This window comes from Marivita hallyeonensis (assembly GCF_900129875.1).
Lineage (GTDB): Bacteria > Pseudomonadota > Alphaproteobacteria > Rhodobacterales > Rhodobacteraceae > Marivita > Marivita hallyeonensis.
In genome coordinates, this window is record NZ_FQXC01000008.1 from 23,896 (window position 1) to 37,183 (window position 13,288).

At 60.5% G+C, this 13,288-nt stretch carries 10 protein-coding genes; 2 read left to right on the top strand and 8 right to left on the bottom strand.

Going from position 1 to position 13,288, the window contains the following annotated elements; all coding sequences use genetic code 11:
- Nucleotides 1-17 precede the first annotated feature (17 nt).
- Nucleotides 18-2,678, bottom strand: coding sequence for a pyruvate dehydrogenase (acetyl-transferring), homodimeric type (gene aceE, locus BUA42_RS19130; protein ID WP_072779950.1), 2,661 nt, complete (start codon nucleotides 2,676-2,678; stop codon nucleotides 18-20).
- A 183-nt stretch (nucleotides 2,679-2,861) separates the two neighbouring features.
- The gene (gene dld, locus BUA42_RS19135) at nucleotides 2,862-4,544 is read right to left on the bottom strand and encodes a D-lactate dehydrogenase (protein ID WP_072779951.1); all 1,683 of its coding nucleotides are present in this window, start codon (nucleotides 4,542-4,544) and stop codon (nucleotides 2,862-2,864) included.
- Between the two features lie 156 nt (nucleotides 4,545-4,700).
- On the opposite strand from dld, the gene BUA42_RS19140 reads away from it, so the two are divergent.
- Nucleotides 4,701-5,387, top strand: coding sequence for an NYN domain-containing protein (locus BUA42_RS19140; protein ID WP_072779952.1), 687 nt, complete (start codon nucleotides 4,701-4,703; stop codon nucleotides 5,385-5,387).
- 21 nt (nucleotides 5,388-5,408) lie between these two features.
- On the opposite strand, the gene BUA42_RS19145 is transcribed toward BUA42_RS19140, so the two are convergent.
- Together BUA42_RS19145 and BUA42_RS19150 are read right to left on the bottom strand one after the other, a co-directional pair.
- Complete coding sequence (locus BUA42_RS19145) at nucleotides 5,409-6,197, bottom strand: exodeoxyribonuclease III (RefSeq protein WP_072779953.1); 789 nt, start codon at nucleotides 6,195-6,197, stop codon at nucleotides 5,409-5,411.
- A 141-nt stretch (nucleotides 6,198-6,338) separates the two neighbouring features.
- On the bottom strand, nucleotides 6,339-7,244 hold the full coding sequence (locus BUA42_RS19150) for a LysR family transcriptional regulator (protein ID WP_072779954.1): 906 nt from the start codon (nucleotides 7,242-7,244) through the stop codon (nucleotides 6,339-6,341).
- Nucleotides 7,245-7,487: 243 nt separating this feature from the next.
- Here BUA42_RS19150 and BUA42_RS19155 point away from each other — a divergent pair, with 243 nt between their 5' ends.
- Nucleotides 7,488-7,931, top strand: a complete 444-nt coding sequence (locus tag BUA42_RS19155; RefSeq protein ID WP_072779955.1) for a DUF4399 domain-containing protein — start codon at nucleotides 7,488-7,490, stop codon at nucleotides 7,929-7,931.
- A gap of 40 nt (nucleotides 7,932-7,971) precedes the next feature.
- On the opposite strand, the gene BUA42_RS19160 is transcribed toward BUA42_RS19155, so the two are convergent.
- The 4 genes from BUA42_RS19160 to BUA42_RS19175 all read right to left on the bottom strand — a co-directional run bounded on the left by BUA42_RS19160 (nucleotide 7,972) and on the right by BUA42_RS19175 (nucleotide 13,215).
- Nucleotides 7,972-8,532 carry a type 1 glutamine amidotransferase domain-containing protein gene (locus tag BUA42_RS19160; RefSeq protein ID WP_072779956.1) on the bottom strand — a complete coding sequence of 187 codons (561 nt, stop codon included), beginning with the start codon at nucleotides 8,530-8,532 and terminating at the stop codon, nucleotides 7,972-7,974.
- A gap of 88 nt (nucleotides 8,533-8,620) precedes the next feature.
- Nucleotides 8,621-10,648, bottom strand: a complete 2,028-nt coding sequence (locus tag BUA42_RS19165; protein ID WP_072779957.1) for an NADPH-dependent 2,4-dienoyl-CoA reductase — start codon at nucleotides 10,646-10,648, stop codon at nucleotides 8,621-8,623.
- Nucleotides 10,649-10,714: 66 nt separating this feature from the next.
- Nucleotides 10,715-11,893 (bottom strand): TIGR03862 family flavoprotein, encoded by a 1,179-nt coding sequence (locus tag BUA42_RS19170; RefSeq protein ID WP_072779958.1) that lies wholly within the window; start codon nucleotides 11,891-11,893, stop codon nucleotides 10,715-10,717.
- Nucleotides 11,890-13,215 (bottom strand): mechanosensitive ion channel family protein, encoded by a 1,326-nt coding sequence (locus tag BUA42_RS19175; protein WP_072779959.1) that lies wholly within the window; start codon nucleotides 13,213-13,215, stop codon nucleotides 11,890-11,892. Before BUA42_RS19175 ends, BUA42_RS19170 begins: the two co-directional genes overlap by 4 nt.
- Nucleotides 13,216-13,288: the final 73 nt, after the last annotated feature.

The following is a 13,288-nucleotide window of genomic DNA, read 5'->3' on the forward strand; positions in this document are numbered from 1 at the left end:
TGTTGGTCTCCTCCCGCTCACACCAGACGCGGGTTCGGCTTGTCGCCGTCGATGTCGTATTTCTTCAAAGCCGTCTTGAGGTCTTTCTCACTCACATTGCCCTCGCGGTAGAGCTCCACCATGGCGGCGGCGGCAATGTGGTTGGCGTCAACCTCGAAGAACCGGCGCAGATTCACCCGGCTGTCCGACCGGCCAAAACCGTCGGTACCCAGAACCGTGAAGCGGCCCGGCACAAAGGCGCGGATCTGCTCGGCATAGTTCTTCATGTAGTCGGTCGCGGCGATGATCGGCCCCTTGGCGCTTTCCAAGGTCTGCGTGACGTACGGGACCTTCTCGTCGTCCAGCGGGTTCAACCGGTTGTGCCGCGCACAATCCTGACCATCACGGGCCAGCTCGTTGAACGACGTTGCCGACCAGATATCCGCCGTGATACCGAAGTCCTCTTTCAGCATCTCCGCCGCCTTGATCGCCTGCACGAGGATCGTGCCAGAGCCCATCAGGTTGACGTGCTTCTTGCCCGGCTTGGTGGTCTTCTGCATCCGGTAGAGGCCTTTGATGATGCCCTCTTCGGCACCCATCGGCATATCGGGATGCTGGTAGTTCTCGTTCATCAGCGTCAGGTAGAAATAGACGTCCTCCTGATCCTGATACATCCGCTTCAGACCGTGCTGCACGATCACCGCAACCTCGTAAGAGAAGGTCGGGTCATAGCTGATGCAGTTCGGGATCGTGCCGGCGAGGATGTGGCTGTGCCCGTCCTCGTGTTGCAGGCCCTCGCCATTCAGCGTCGTCCGCCCGGCGGTGCCGCCCAACATGAAGCCCCGCGCGCGGCTGTCGCCTGCGGCCCAGGCCAGATCACCGATCCGCTGGAAGCCGAACATCGAGTAGTAGATGTAGAACGGGATCATCGGCACGCCGTGGTTGGAATACGACGTCGCCGCCGCGATCCAGTCCGCCATGGCGCCCGCTTCGTTGATGCCCTCCTGAAGAACCTGTCCGTCCTTCGATTCCTTATAGAACATCATCTGGTCTTTATCCTGGGGCGTGTAGTTCTGCCCCAGCGGGTTGTAGATACCCACCGAGCGGAACAACCCCTCCATCCCGAAGGTGCGGCTTTCATCCGGCACAATCGGTACGACGTTCTTGCCGATCTGCTTGTCCCGCAACAGCGTTGTCAGGATGCGGACAAACGCCATCGTGGTCGAGATTTCTCGGTCGCCGGTCGATTCCAGTTGACCCTTGAACTTGTCGAGACCTGGCACCTCGAGTTTCGGCGTATCTTTCCAGTGACGCACCGGGAAGGAACCGCCCAGATCCTTACGGCGGTCCGCCAGATACGCCTTCTGCGCGTTGTTCAGGCTGACGAAGGGCACATCCTTCTCGAGCTCTTCGTCCGTCACCGGGATCTGGAACCGATCCCGCATCGCCTTGAGCTGGTCGAACTGCATCTTCTTCTGCTGGTGGGTCGTGTTCTGGCCTTCACCAGCGGTCCCCATGCCGTAGCCCTTGACGGTCTTGACGAGGATGCAGGTCGGCTGACCCTCGGTTTGTGTCGCCCGCAGGAACGCGTTGTAGACCTTCTTCGGATCATGCCCGCCCCGGCGCAGCGCCCAGATTTGGTCGTCCGTCCAGTCTTCCACCAATTCGGCGGTTTCGGGGTACTTCCCAAAGAAATGCTCGCGGATGTAGGCACCGTCCTTGGATTTGAACGTCTGGTAGTCGCCGTCGATGGTCTCGTCCATCAACTGGCGCAGCTTGCCGCTGGTGTCCTTCTCCAGCAGCTCATCCCAGCCGCGACCCCACAGCAATTTGATCACGTCCCAACCCGAGCCACGGAACGTACCTTCAAGTTCTTGCACGATCTTGGAATTGCCGCGCACCGGACCATCAAGGCGTTGCAGGTTACAGTTCACGACAAAGATCAGGTTATCCAAACCTTCCCGCGCCGCGAGGTTGATCGCGCCGAGCGATTCAGGCTCGTCCATTTCGCCGTCGCCGAGGAAACACCACACCTTGCGGTCGCCGGCGTCGATCAGACCCCGGTTGTGCATGTATTTCATGAACCGCGCCTGATAGATCGCCATCAGCGGGCCAAGTCCCATCGACACGGTCGGGAACTGCCAATAGTCCGGCATCAACCACGGGTGCGGGTAAGAACTCAGCCCTCCGCCATCAACCTCCGACCGGAACGCCTCAAGCTGTTCCGTGCTGATCCGGCCCTCCATGAAAGAGCGCGCGTAAATGCCCGGGATCACGTGGCCCTGAAAGAACACCAGATCGCCACCGTGGATCGCCGATTTCGATCGCCAGAAGTGGTTCAGCCCTACATCGTAGAGCGCCGCAGAAGAGGCAAAAGACGCGATATGCCCGCCGTATTCGCTGCTTTCCTTGTTCCGCTTGACCACGGTCGCCATCGCATTCCAGCGATTGATCGTGCGGATACGCCATTCCATCTCGGTATCGCCGGGAATGTCGACTTCGTCGTCAGGATCAATCGTGTTCTGGTACGGGGTCGTGGCGGAAAACGGCAATCGCGTGCCATGTGCACGGGCCTGTTGCACCGCCTTGTCGAGCAGGAAATGCGCACGATCGGCGCCATCCCGAAGGATCACATCCTCAATCGCGTCTTGCCATTCCTGAGATTCGACCGGGTCAATATCGTTCGGGCTGTCTTTCATATTCCCTCTTCCCTTGGTCTGGCCGCTCTGGCCTTTAGTTCATCGCTGAACCATATGAACTGGAAACATGGCTCAACTTTGGATAACGCTCCCTAACACGACAAGTTCCTTTACGGCAGGGGCAGCGATACATAGCGTCCATGCATTTTGCGCATAGCAAGATAGTTTAGAGTTGAACAATTTCTACGCGTAGTGCTTGCGGCGCGACGTTTTGCCAATTCCCGGGTTGAACGAATTCGTCGGATCAATCGATTTGTAGAACTCGGCTAGGTCCGACTTGGCCTTGTAGAGATGACCGACATTGTGCTCAGCCGGATACTCCGCCCCACGTTTGTCCAGAAGCGCCAGCATCTCGGCCTTCAACGCTGCAACGTCCACACCCTTCTTCACGATGTAGTCCTGATGCAGCACGTGGCAGAAGAAGTGCCCGTAGTAGAGCTTGTGCACGATCTTCTCGTCGATCTCAGCGGGCAGGTCCTCCAGCCAGGCCCGGTCGTTGCGTTTCAGCGCGATATCCAAGGCGAGGATATCCTCAACCTCGTCCCGATGCACGTTCTGGTACCGAATGGCTGCGCCCGCGGCGGCAAAGCGGTTCAGCCCGGCCAGTTTGCCTTCACGCTCCGTACATTCAAAGAAGTCTCCGTCCCGCGCCGCGAAAAACTCCTTCAAAAAGCTCCGCGCCTCTGCCACGCCACCGTCCCGCATCTTCAAAATGAGATGGTGTTCATACAGGTCGCGGAAATCGGTCAGGCGCTTCGGCAGCAACTTCGGTGTGAACCGCGACACCAGCTGCATGAACCGATCAGTGAATCCGCGCGTCAGCGAGACCTTGTTCAACCGTGCATCGACCGCGCCCTTGAGCGCAAAGAACATGGGCAGCTTGTCGGTGCCAAGCTTGTCGATCATCAGCACCGTGTCTTTCCCGTATGTCTCCGAGATATTGAAACAATCGCGATGCATGTACTCGCCCGAGACCGGCAAACTGTCGAACTCTGTCAGAATATGCCGCCGCAGATCGGTCAGGGCATCGGGATCATTGGTCCCAATGTAAAAGGTCTGTTCATCCTGATTGATCGGGTAGGTGTCGAGCCGCACCGCAAACACCGCCAACTTCCCCGCGCATCCGGCGGATTCGTAAAGCCGCCGCTTGTCGGCATTGAAACGCGCGGGCGTGTCGGCATCAACGTCCCTCACGCGACGGTGGTACTCCGTATCCGACGCGCGTTTGTTGGTTGCCTCAAGGTCGGCCTCCGTGAACGATCCCGTCTGCACCCGCGTGAGGATCTCTTCCGGGGTCTCTCCCAGGTCGATCCCTAAATGATTGACTAACTCAAGCTGCCCGTCCTCGGTGATCCGGGCAAACAACGACAACTCGGTATAGCTCGGCCCCCGCTCGATCAGCGCCCCGCCCGAGTTGTTGCACACCCCGCCGACAATCGACGCGCCGATACAGGACGACCCGATCACCGAATGTGGCTGACGCCCCAGTGGCTTCAGCAGTTTCTCCAAGGCAAACAGCGTCGCCCCCGGCAAACTGACAACCTGCTCCCCGCCTTTGACCTTATGGATCGCATCCATACGCCGCGTATTGATCAGAACCACGTCCCGGTCATACGTCCCCTTGGGCGTGGATCCTTCGGTCAATCCAGTATTCGCCGCCTGCATGATGACAATCTTGTCCGCCGCGACACAGGCCTGCAGCACGTGCCACTGCTCCAACACGTTCGCGGGTTGCACCACCGCAAGCGCCTCTCCTTCGCCGGACCGAAACCCCTTGCGAAACCGTTCCGTCCGCTTCGCCCCGGTCAACACATGGCGCGCGCCCACAACCTCACGCAGACGTTTCAGAAGATCGTTATCGGTCATCCGTCGTCCCCCTCGTCACGACCCTCAGCCTAACAAGGCCGCCCCGGGGTCCGACAACAGGACAAATTGCATCGCATCGGAACTTGAACTCCGCGATACGATTCAAACCTCTCTGCGATCATACTCTTGCCGCAGTGGCTGATTAGCAAAAATGTCATGTCCAAACACGATTCAGTTGCCCCGACAAACCGATGCACCGCCCTTTTCATTGATGGCGACAATGTTGACCCCTCTTACGCCCCCGGTATCTTCACGCATGCAGGCGCTGCTGGTCGAATCGACATCGCCCGCGTGTATTTGCGTGCGCAGTCAACGTCGCCTTGGTCGGAGTGCGCTGGCGTCCATCCAATCTTTGCCAGTACGACGCGGAAAAACGCGACGGACCTCATGCTTAGTGTCGACGCCATGGAATGTGCCTTGGTGCGCCGGATCGATACGGTCGTCATTGCCGCGTCAGACCGGGATTACACACACCTTGCGGTAAAACTGCGCGAACACGGCGTTTTGGTCGTCGGCTTGGGCGATCACAAAGCACCACGTGATCTGCGTGAGGCCTTTCACGAATTTCACGACCTTTCCCCAACCAACAAGCCGTGCGCAACACACGCAGCAACGAAACAGGACGCCCGCATTCAGAAAATCATCTCAGGCGCCCGAGACGGCCTGAGCGTGGCGGAGCTCGGTGCAAAAATGTATGACGCGCATGGCGTCAGAAGCGAGGCCCTGCCCGGCAAGAATTGGCGAAAATACCTGCAGTCACGTCAAAACTTGTATGAGGTTGATATCTCCGGGCCTCACCCACGTGTCAGGTGTCGAACTCGCACCGCCATTAAGCCCGACTGAAGCACCTCACGGCGCGTGCCGTCAAAGATCAAACGTCGCAAACACCGGCGCGTGATCGCTGGGCTGGTCCCATCCGCGCGCGTCACGAATGATCCGGCTGGAATGCGCCGCGTTCGAGATATCCGGGGTGGCCCAGACATGGTCTAGGCGTCGCCCCTTGTCAGCAGCGTCCCAATCCCGCGCGCGGTAGCTCCACCAGCTGTAGAGCTGTCCATCTGGGATATCCTGTCGCGTGACATCGACCCACCGCCCGGCCTCCTGCGTGTCGGACAAATGCTCCACTTCAATGGGCGTGTGGCTCACCACTTTTAGCAACTGCTTGTGTGACCAGACATCGTCCTCACGCGGTGCGATGTTCAGGTCGCCGACCAGTACCGATTTCGAGACCTGTTCAGCCTTGAACCAGTCACGCATCTCCGTCAGGTAATCGAGCTTCTGCCCAAACTTCTCGTTCACCTCGCGATCCGGCACGTCACCGCCTGCCGGCACATAGAAATTGTGGATCGTCACCCCGTTCTCCAACCGCCCCGCCACATGGCGCGCATGGCCCAGACCGGCGAAATCCATATCGCCAACATCTTCGATCGGCAGCTTCGACAGGATCGCAACCCCGTTGTAGCCCTTCTGTCCCCGCGCCACCATGTGGCCGTAGCCCAGCGCGCGAAACTGCTCCACGGGGATCTTCTCGACCGGGCTCTTGCACTCCTGCAGGCATAAAACGTCCGGGCCTTCCTCGGCCATCAGCTTTGCCACCAGCCCCTCGCGCAGGCGGACCGAGTTGATGTTCCATGTGGCAAGGGTAAACGGCATCGCAACGCTCCGGCTTTTTGTTCGGCCAGAGCCTGCCCGTGCCAGCCGCGCCCCGCAACCCGGAATCGGACAAGAAAAAACGCCCCGGGCTATGGCAGCCGGGGCGTGAGGTGTGTCTGCGAACAGACGAGGGAAGTCAGATCACCAGTCCTTTGGACCTTTGTCGCCGAACTGGTGCACGAGGAAGTCGATGAAGGCCCGCACCTTGGGCTGCGTAAAGCGCCCCGGCGGGTAAACGGCGTAGATGCCTTGGGTGTCGACGGGCAGGTCGGGAATGGCGTCCTCGATCAGCCCTTGGTCCATGGCGTCGGAATACAGGAAAGACGGCAGGTAAGCGATCCCAAGCCCCGCGATACAGGCGTTCAGCAGCGACTGTCCGTCATTGACCGACAGCCAGCCCGCGGTGCGCACCTGGCGCTTTTCGCCGGAGGGTGCGGTGACCTTCCAGACATTACCGCTCGATTGGTTCGAATAATGCAAAAGCTTGTGTTCATTCAGATCGTCGATCCGACGCGGACGACCGTATTTCTCGAAATACGACGGCGCCGCGATCATGCGTTTCGTTGTCTCGGTCAGCTTGCGGGCGCGCAGAGTGCTGTCTTCCAGCTCCCCGATGCGCACCGCCATGTCGAACCCTTCAGAGATCAGCTCAACATACCGGTTGTTCAGAACCATGTTCACCGTAATGTCCGGAAAATCCGACAGGAATTCGCCCAAGACCGGCGACAGGTGGTTCACACCGAAATCCGTCGCCACCGAAATCCGCAACAGGCCCGACGGCGCAGACTGCATGGACGTCACCAGCGCGTCCGCCTCACCGGCATCGTTCAACACGCGACGCGCGCGGTCGTAATAGGCCAGACCGATCTCCGTGGGGCTGACCCGCCGCGTCGTGCGATTCAACAGACGCGCCCCAAGACGGGCTTCAAGGCTGGACACGTGCTTGGAGACAGCGGATTTCGAGATCCCCATCTTCTTGGCCGCATCGGTGAAGCCGCCTTGATCCACAACCGTGGCAAAGGCCTCCATTTCGGTAAGACGGTCCATACGTATTCCTCGTTTCGTGTTGAGGAGGGTATGATGTTCAAATCAGGCGCGACTTGGGCGCGCTGCAGACAATATCTGGGTTTTCTTGGACAATGTCGCCTTAAGGGAAACAGCCTTAATGCCGGGAAAGCCCTGATTTTCCTGTCTGCCCGGTCACAATTTGGCAGTTGCGCCATTCGCCCTAAGCTTACCTCACGGAAGCAAAAGCGCGTCAGAACTGCGCGTTCATTTGGGAGGACCACCATGAAACATCTGATTTGCGCCGCCGCTCTGGCGCTGACCACCACCGGAGCCGTATCCGCCGAAGGCACGCCAGCGCCGGAGGGGGCATCGCTCTATGTCGTCAACCTCGAAGACGGGGCCAGCGTTCAATCCCCCGTGACCGTTATCTTCGGACTCAGCGGCATGGGCGTGGCCCCGGCCGGGGTGGAGCGCGAGAATACCGGACATCATCACATTTACCTCAATCGCCCCGCATTCGGTGAGGCCGAGGGCGATGACGAAATCGCGGCGAACGGGGTGCCAAGTGACGACAACCACCTGCATTTCGGCGGCGGTCAAACGCAGGCCACTCTTGATCTGCCGGCGGGCACACACACGATCCAACTCGTGCTGGGTGACCAGTTCCACGTCCCGCATGACCCTCCCGTGGTCAGTGACCGCATCACGATCACCGTGTCGGAATAGAAAAAAGCCGGGCGTATGGCCCGGCTTTCTCCTACTGGATTTAGGCAGCAGCGCGGTGAGCATCTCCGCTCTGGATGACCTCGACAATCTTCTCGACAAAGGCCTTGAGGTCCTCTGGCTGACGGCTCGTGATGATGCCGTGATCAAAGACCACTTCCGCGTCATGCCAATTGGCACCTGCGTTCATGACATCGGTCTTGATCGAGTGGTACGATGTGGCATCACGGCCCTTGAGGATGCCGGCTTCGATCAGGACCCACGGCGCGTGACAGACAGCGGCGATCGGTTTGCCAGCTTTGTGGAACGCCTTCACCAGCGTCAGAACGTCGTCATCGACCCGCAGTAGATCCGGGTTGATCTGACCACCCGGAATCACCAACGCGTCGTAGTTTTCGTGCTTGGCGTCGGCGATCTTCAAATCCGCATCTGCCATACGGCCCCAGTCGTCACCTTCCCAGCCTTTGACGGCCTTGCCATCTTGGGTTGCAACATGCACCTCAGCGCCCTTGGCGCGCAATTGGTCGCGCGGGAATTCCAGTTCGGATTGCTCGAACCCATTGGACGAGATGATCAGGACTTTCGCTTTTTCGATATTCGGCATGACTGCCTCCTATACGTTTGGATCTCCTGAACCGCGCCGACCGCGCGGCCCTTCAGATCATCAACGCACAGACGGGGCTGCCGTTCCGTTACAGCGACGCGGCGAGCCGTGTTCCCTGATCAATCGCGCGCTTTGCATCGAGTTCAGCAGCCACATCCGCGCCACCAATCACGTGACACGAGATGCCCTTGGCCTCCAACGCGTCCGCTAGTGACCTCTCGGACAATTGCCCTGCGCAAAGGACGATCGTATCGCATTCGATCACCTCAGGCCGCTCCCGCGCTTCCCCGTATGAAATATGCAGGCCGTCTTCGTCGATCCGCTCATAGTTCACGCCGCCCTTCATCTGCACGTCCTTCATCATCAGGCTCATGCGGTGAATCCAGCCGGTCGTTTTCCCCAGCCGCTTGCCCGGCTTTTCGGCCTTGCGCTGCAACAGCGTCACCTGCCGCGCGGGCGGCGTCGGTTGCGGACCCTCGGGCGACAGACCCGCACGTTCCTCGGCCGGGTCGGTGATGCCCCATTCCTTCATCCATTCGGGCAGGTTCTCGGTCGGGCTTTCACCCTCGTGGACAAGGTATTCCGACACGTCAAAGCCGATGCCCCCGGCCCCGACAACCGCCACGCGCTCCCCCACGGGCGCTTTGCCACGCAGAACGTCGATATAGCCCAGAACGTTATCGCCATCCTGACCCGGGATTTCCGGATCGCGTGGCACCACGCCAGTGGCAATGATCACTTCATCGTACCCGTCCAGATCGTCCACCAAGACCTCTTTGCCCAAGGACACCGTGACGCCGGTCTCCTCCAGCATGGTCCGATACCAGTCGACCAGTCCCCAGAACTCTTCCTTGCCCGGAACTTGCTTCGCCATGTTGAGCTGGCCACCGATCTCGTCCGCCTTGTCAAAGAGCGTCACCTGATGCCCACGCTCCGCCGCCGTGATCGCGGTCGAAAGACCCGCAGGCCCGGCCCCCACCACGGCAACGCGCTTGGCGTTAACGGTTGGTTCAACCACCAGCTCCGTCTCGAAACACGCCTTCGGATTCACGAGGCAGGAACTGATCTTCATCTGGAAGGTGTGATCGAGGCATGCCTGATTACACGCAATACACGGCGCGATCTGCGCCGCCTTGCCCGCCATCGCCTTCGCAACGAAATCCGGGTCGGCCAGGAACGGGCGCGCCATCGACACCATGTCGGCGCAGCCATCGGCGAGCACTTGCTCGGCGACCTCGGGCGTGTTGATCCGGTTCGACGTAATCACCGGAATGCCCACCTTGCCCATCAGCTTCTTGGTCACCCAGGCAAACGCGGCACGCGGAACGCTTGTGGCAATCGTCGGAATGCGCGCCTCGTGCCAGCCGATGCCAGTGTTGATGATCGTGGCTCCCGCCTTTTCGATCTCTTTCGCGAGTTGGACAACCTCTTCGTGGGTCGACCCGTTGGGCACGAGGTCGATCATCGACAGACGGTAGATCACGATGAACTCCGGCCCCACCGCCTCGCGCACGCGTCGGACAATCTCGATCGGCAGACGCATCCGGTTTTCGTACGATCCACCCCAGCGATCCGTACGTTTGTTGGTGTGCGTCACGAGGAACTGATTGATGAAGTACCCCTCGGACCCCATCACCTCGACGCCATCATACCCCGCCTCTTTCGCGCGGGTCGCAGCGGTGACAATGTCCGAGATCTGTTTCTCGATCCCGTCCTCATCAAGCTCTTTCGGCGGGAAGGGAGAGATCGGCGATTTGATCGGGGATGGCCCGACGCATTCCTTGCCGTAGGCGTAGCGCCCAGCATGCAGGATCTGCATCGCGATCTTGCCATCGGCCTCGTGCACCCGCTCCGTCACGATGCGGTGATTGGCGATGTCCTGATCGGTAAAGAGCCCCGACGCCCCCGGAAACACCCCGCCTTCGCGGTTCGGTGCCATGCCGCCGGTAACCATCAAAGCCACCACACCCCGCGCGCGCGTTGCGTAGAATTCGGCCACGCGGTTCCAGTCGCCCGTCTCTTCGAGGTTGGTGTGCATCGACCCCATGAGCACGCGGTTCTTCAGCGTCGTGAAGCCAAGGTCGAGCGGGGCCAGCATTTGGGGGTAATCGGTCATCGCAGAACTCCTCCGTTCCCGTCACCTGACACGGGCGCGGTTGACGTGTCACGCCCCAACGTCACGTCACGGCCGGTTGAACTCGGCGGCGTGCCGCCCGGCCCAGAGGCCCGTCGCGAAACAGGCTGTCAGAAGGTAGCCACCCGTCGGTGCATCCCAGTCCAGCATCTCGCCCGCGCAAAAGGTGCCGGGACGGTCCTTCAGCATAAGCGTCTCGTCCAGCGCGGCGAACGGCACACCGCCAGCGGTGCTGATCGCCTCATCCATCGGGCGCAGACCCGCATGGTGGACCGGTAGGGCTTTCAATAGCCCAGGCACATCGTCCCAGACGAGTGGCCCCGTGGGGCGAAACTCGTTGAAGAGCGCGATCTTCTCGGGCGTGAACCTTAACGCATTGCGGAGGATCTTGCCGACACCGGCTTTCGGCGTGTCAGGCAACTTTCCCCGAAGTCGATCCACCGTCAGGTCCGGGACCAGATCAACCGTCAGCGGCGCGCCATCGCGCAGAGCGGGGCTAAGCGTGTAGACCCCGCCGCCTTCCAACCCGTGTTTCGAGATCGTCGCCTCGCCACGCGAAACCTGATCGCCCGCGTGCCACGCGACCGCCTTCAGCGCCTTGCCAAAATGCGCGACCATGTGGTCCGACCAATCGACCAGCAGCCCGACATTCGAAGGTTGGAACGGCGCAACTGCGATCCCGTTCGCAGCGAACAGATCGGCCCAAGCCCCGTCCGACCCCAAGCGGGCCCAGCTGGCACCGCCCAGAGCCAGAACCGTTACACGCGGGGTCAGCGCGCGGGTGCCTTCGGGCGTTTCGAAAACCCAGGCGTTGTGGTCCCACCCGGTCCAGCGCCAGCGGGTGTGGCTGGTTAGGCCCCTGTTATTCAACCGCGCCAGCCATGCCCGTAACAAGGGCGAGGCTTTCATGACTTTCGGGAACAGCCGTCCGGTTGATCCGGTGAACGTGGCCTGCCCCAGACCCTCAGCCCACGCTTGCACCTCGTCCGGGCCAAAGGCATGCAGCGCCAGTTTCAGGGTCGGATGCATGTCGCCGGTATAGGCCGACAGGAACGGCCCGAAGGGCTGCGTCTTGGTCAGGTTCAGGCCAGATTTGCCCGCCATCAGGAACTTGCGTCCGATGGATGGTTTCGCCTCGACCAGCGTCACGGCGCGGCCCGCCGTCAGCAGCGCATCCGCCGCCATAAGACCCGCCGGGCCACCACCGATCACCAGCGCGTCCGTCATGCCTCCGGCGTATTGCGCATCTCGATGACGCGGCGGGGGTACGGGATTTCGATATTGTGCTCTTTCAGTGCGTTCCAGATCAGGAAGAGCACGTCCGAAGCGTATTTGTTCTGGCCATCGTCAATGCCGTTCACCCAGAACTCGACGCCGAAGTCGATGCCCGAGTCCCCGAACCCGCGCAGTTCCACGTCTGGCGGTTCAGGCTCGTCGAGGACGCCGGGGTGCTTCGCGACCGCCTCCGCGATGATGTCGGGGATGAGATTGATATCGGTGTCATAGCTGACGGAGAACCCGACTTCGAGGCGGTTGGCGCTGCCCTGGTCGGAATAGTTGATGACGCGGGTGGTGATGAAGTCCTCGTTCGGGACGACGATCCAGCGGCCATCGAAGGTTTCGAGGATCATCGCCCGCGCGGTGGTCTGGACGATCGTCCCCGCCTCTCCGTTGTCGAGTTCCACGTAATCCCCAATCGTCGCCTGCCCTTCCAGAAGCAGGATCACGCCCGAGATATAGTTCGCCGCAATCTTCTGAAGGCCAAAGCCAAGACCCACACCAATCGCACCACCCAGCACCGCGAGCGAGGTCAGCGGCACGCCCATGATGTTCATCAGCAAGAAGAACGCGACACCGAAGATCACGACCTCCGCCGCTTTCGCAGCGAGCTGCCGGGTCGCGGGGCGCATCTCTTCCTGTTTGTTGATGTAGGCGGCGGATTGGTCGTTGGACCAGCGCCCAAACCAGAACAGGAGCGCCCCCGCGATCACACCACGCAGAAGCGCCATGATCGAGAAAGAGATATTTCCAAGGTTGACGGTTGTTTCGTTGAGGAACTGTGACAGGGGGTCAAGAAGCCCGACCGCATACACCGCCATCACCGGGAGGAGCACGTAGCGGCCCAGCAGTTTCAGGAACGGATCCGCCACGATCTCGCGGACAAGGATGCGCGCGGCAAGGAACAGGAAGACACGTTTGCCGAAGGCGATGATGTCACCCGAGCCAAAGACCGATCGGATGATCTCTTCCCCGATGGCCGTCAACGCGTAGGCGAAGATCGGCAAGAGCAGCGGCAGGCACAGAAGAAGGAAGCGCCGCGCGGATGCAAAAATGTCGGTCGCGCCCTCTTTCGGAGTCAGCCAACCAGTGAGCGTCTTCCGCAAGCGACGCGTGATAACGAGGGCGAGAAGGAACGCGGCAAGCAGCACCGCAAATTGCGACCACGCAGCGGGAGAGACCAGCCACGACAGGGCAAGCGCGTAGGCCTGTTCGAGGTAACCGACCGCCTGTTGGACAATGGGCGGTTGCGCAGACAGGTCCCAGTCCATGGCGATTCCCTTGAATTCTCGTCGCGTCGTGTCAGCTAGATGCCTTGACCCACGCTTTCGCACAAGAGCCGTG

Bases quoted from the DNA above. Each gene is read 5' to 3' on its own strand.
- aceE (WP_072779950.1), bottom strand. From the start codon at position 2,678: ATGAAAGACAGCCCGAACGATATTGACCCGGTCGAATCTCAGGAATGG.
- dld (WP_072779951.1), bottom strand. From the start codon at position 4,544: ATGACCGATAACGATCTTCTGAAACGTCTGCGTGAGGTTGTGGGCGCG.
- BUA42_RS19140 (WP_072779952.1), top strand. From the start codon at position 4,701: ATGTCCAAACACGATTCAGTTGCCCCGACAAACCGATGCACCGCCCTT.
- BUA42_RS19145 (WP_072779953.1), bottom strand. From the start codon at position 6,197: ATGCCGTTTACCCTTGCCACATGGAACATCAACTCGGTCCGCCTGCGC.
- BUA42_RS19150 (WP_072779954.1), bottom strand. From the start codon at position 7,244: ATGGACCGTCTTACCGAAATGGAGGCCTTTGCCACGGTTGTGGATCAA.
- BUA42_RS19155 (WP_072779955.1), top strand. From the start codon at position 7,488: ATGAAACATCTGATTTGCGCCGCCGCTCTGGCGCTGACCACCACCGGA.
- BUA42_RS19160 (WP_072779956.1), bottom strand. From the start codon at position 8,532: ATGCCGAATATCGAAAAAGCGAAAGTCCTGATCATCTCGTCCAATGGG.
- BUA42_RS19165 (WP_072779957.1), bottom strand. From the start codon at position 10,648: ATGACCGATTACCCCCAAATGCTGGCCCCGCTCGACCTTGGCTTCACG.
- BUA42_RS19170 (WP_072779958.1), bottom strand. From the start codon at position 11,893: ATGACGGACGCGCTGGTGATCGGTGGTGGCCCGGCGGGTCTTATGGCG.
- BUA42_RS19175 (WP_072779959.1), bottom strand. From the start codon at position 13,215: ATGGACTGGGACCTGTCTGCGCAACCGCCCATTGTCCAACAGGCGGTC.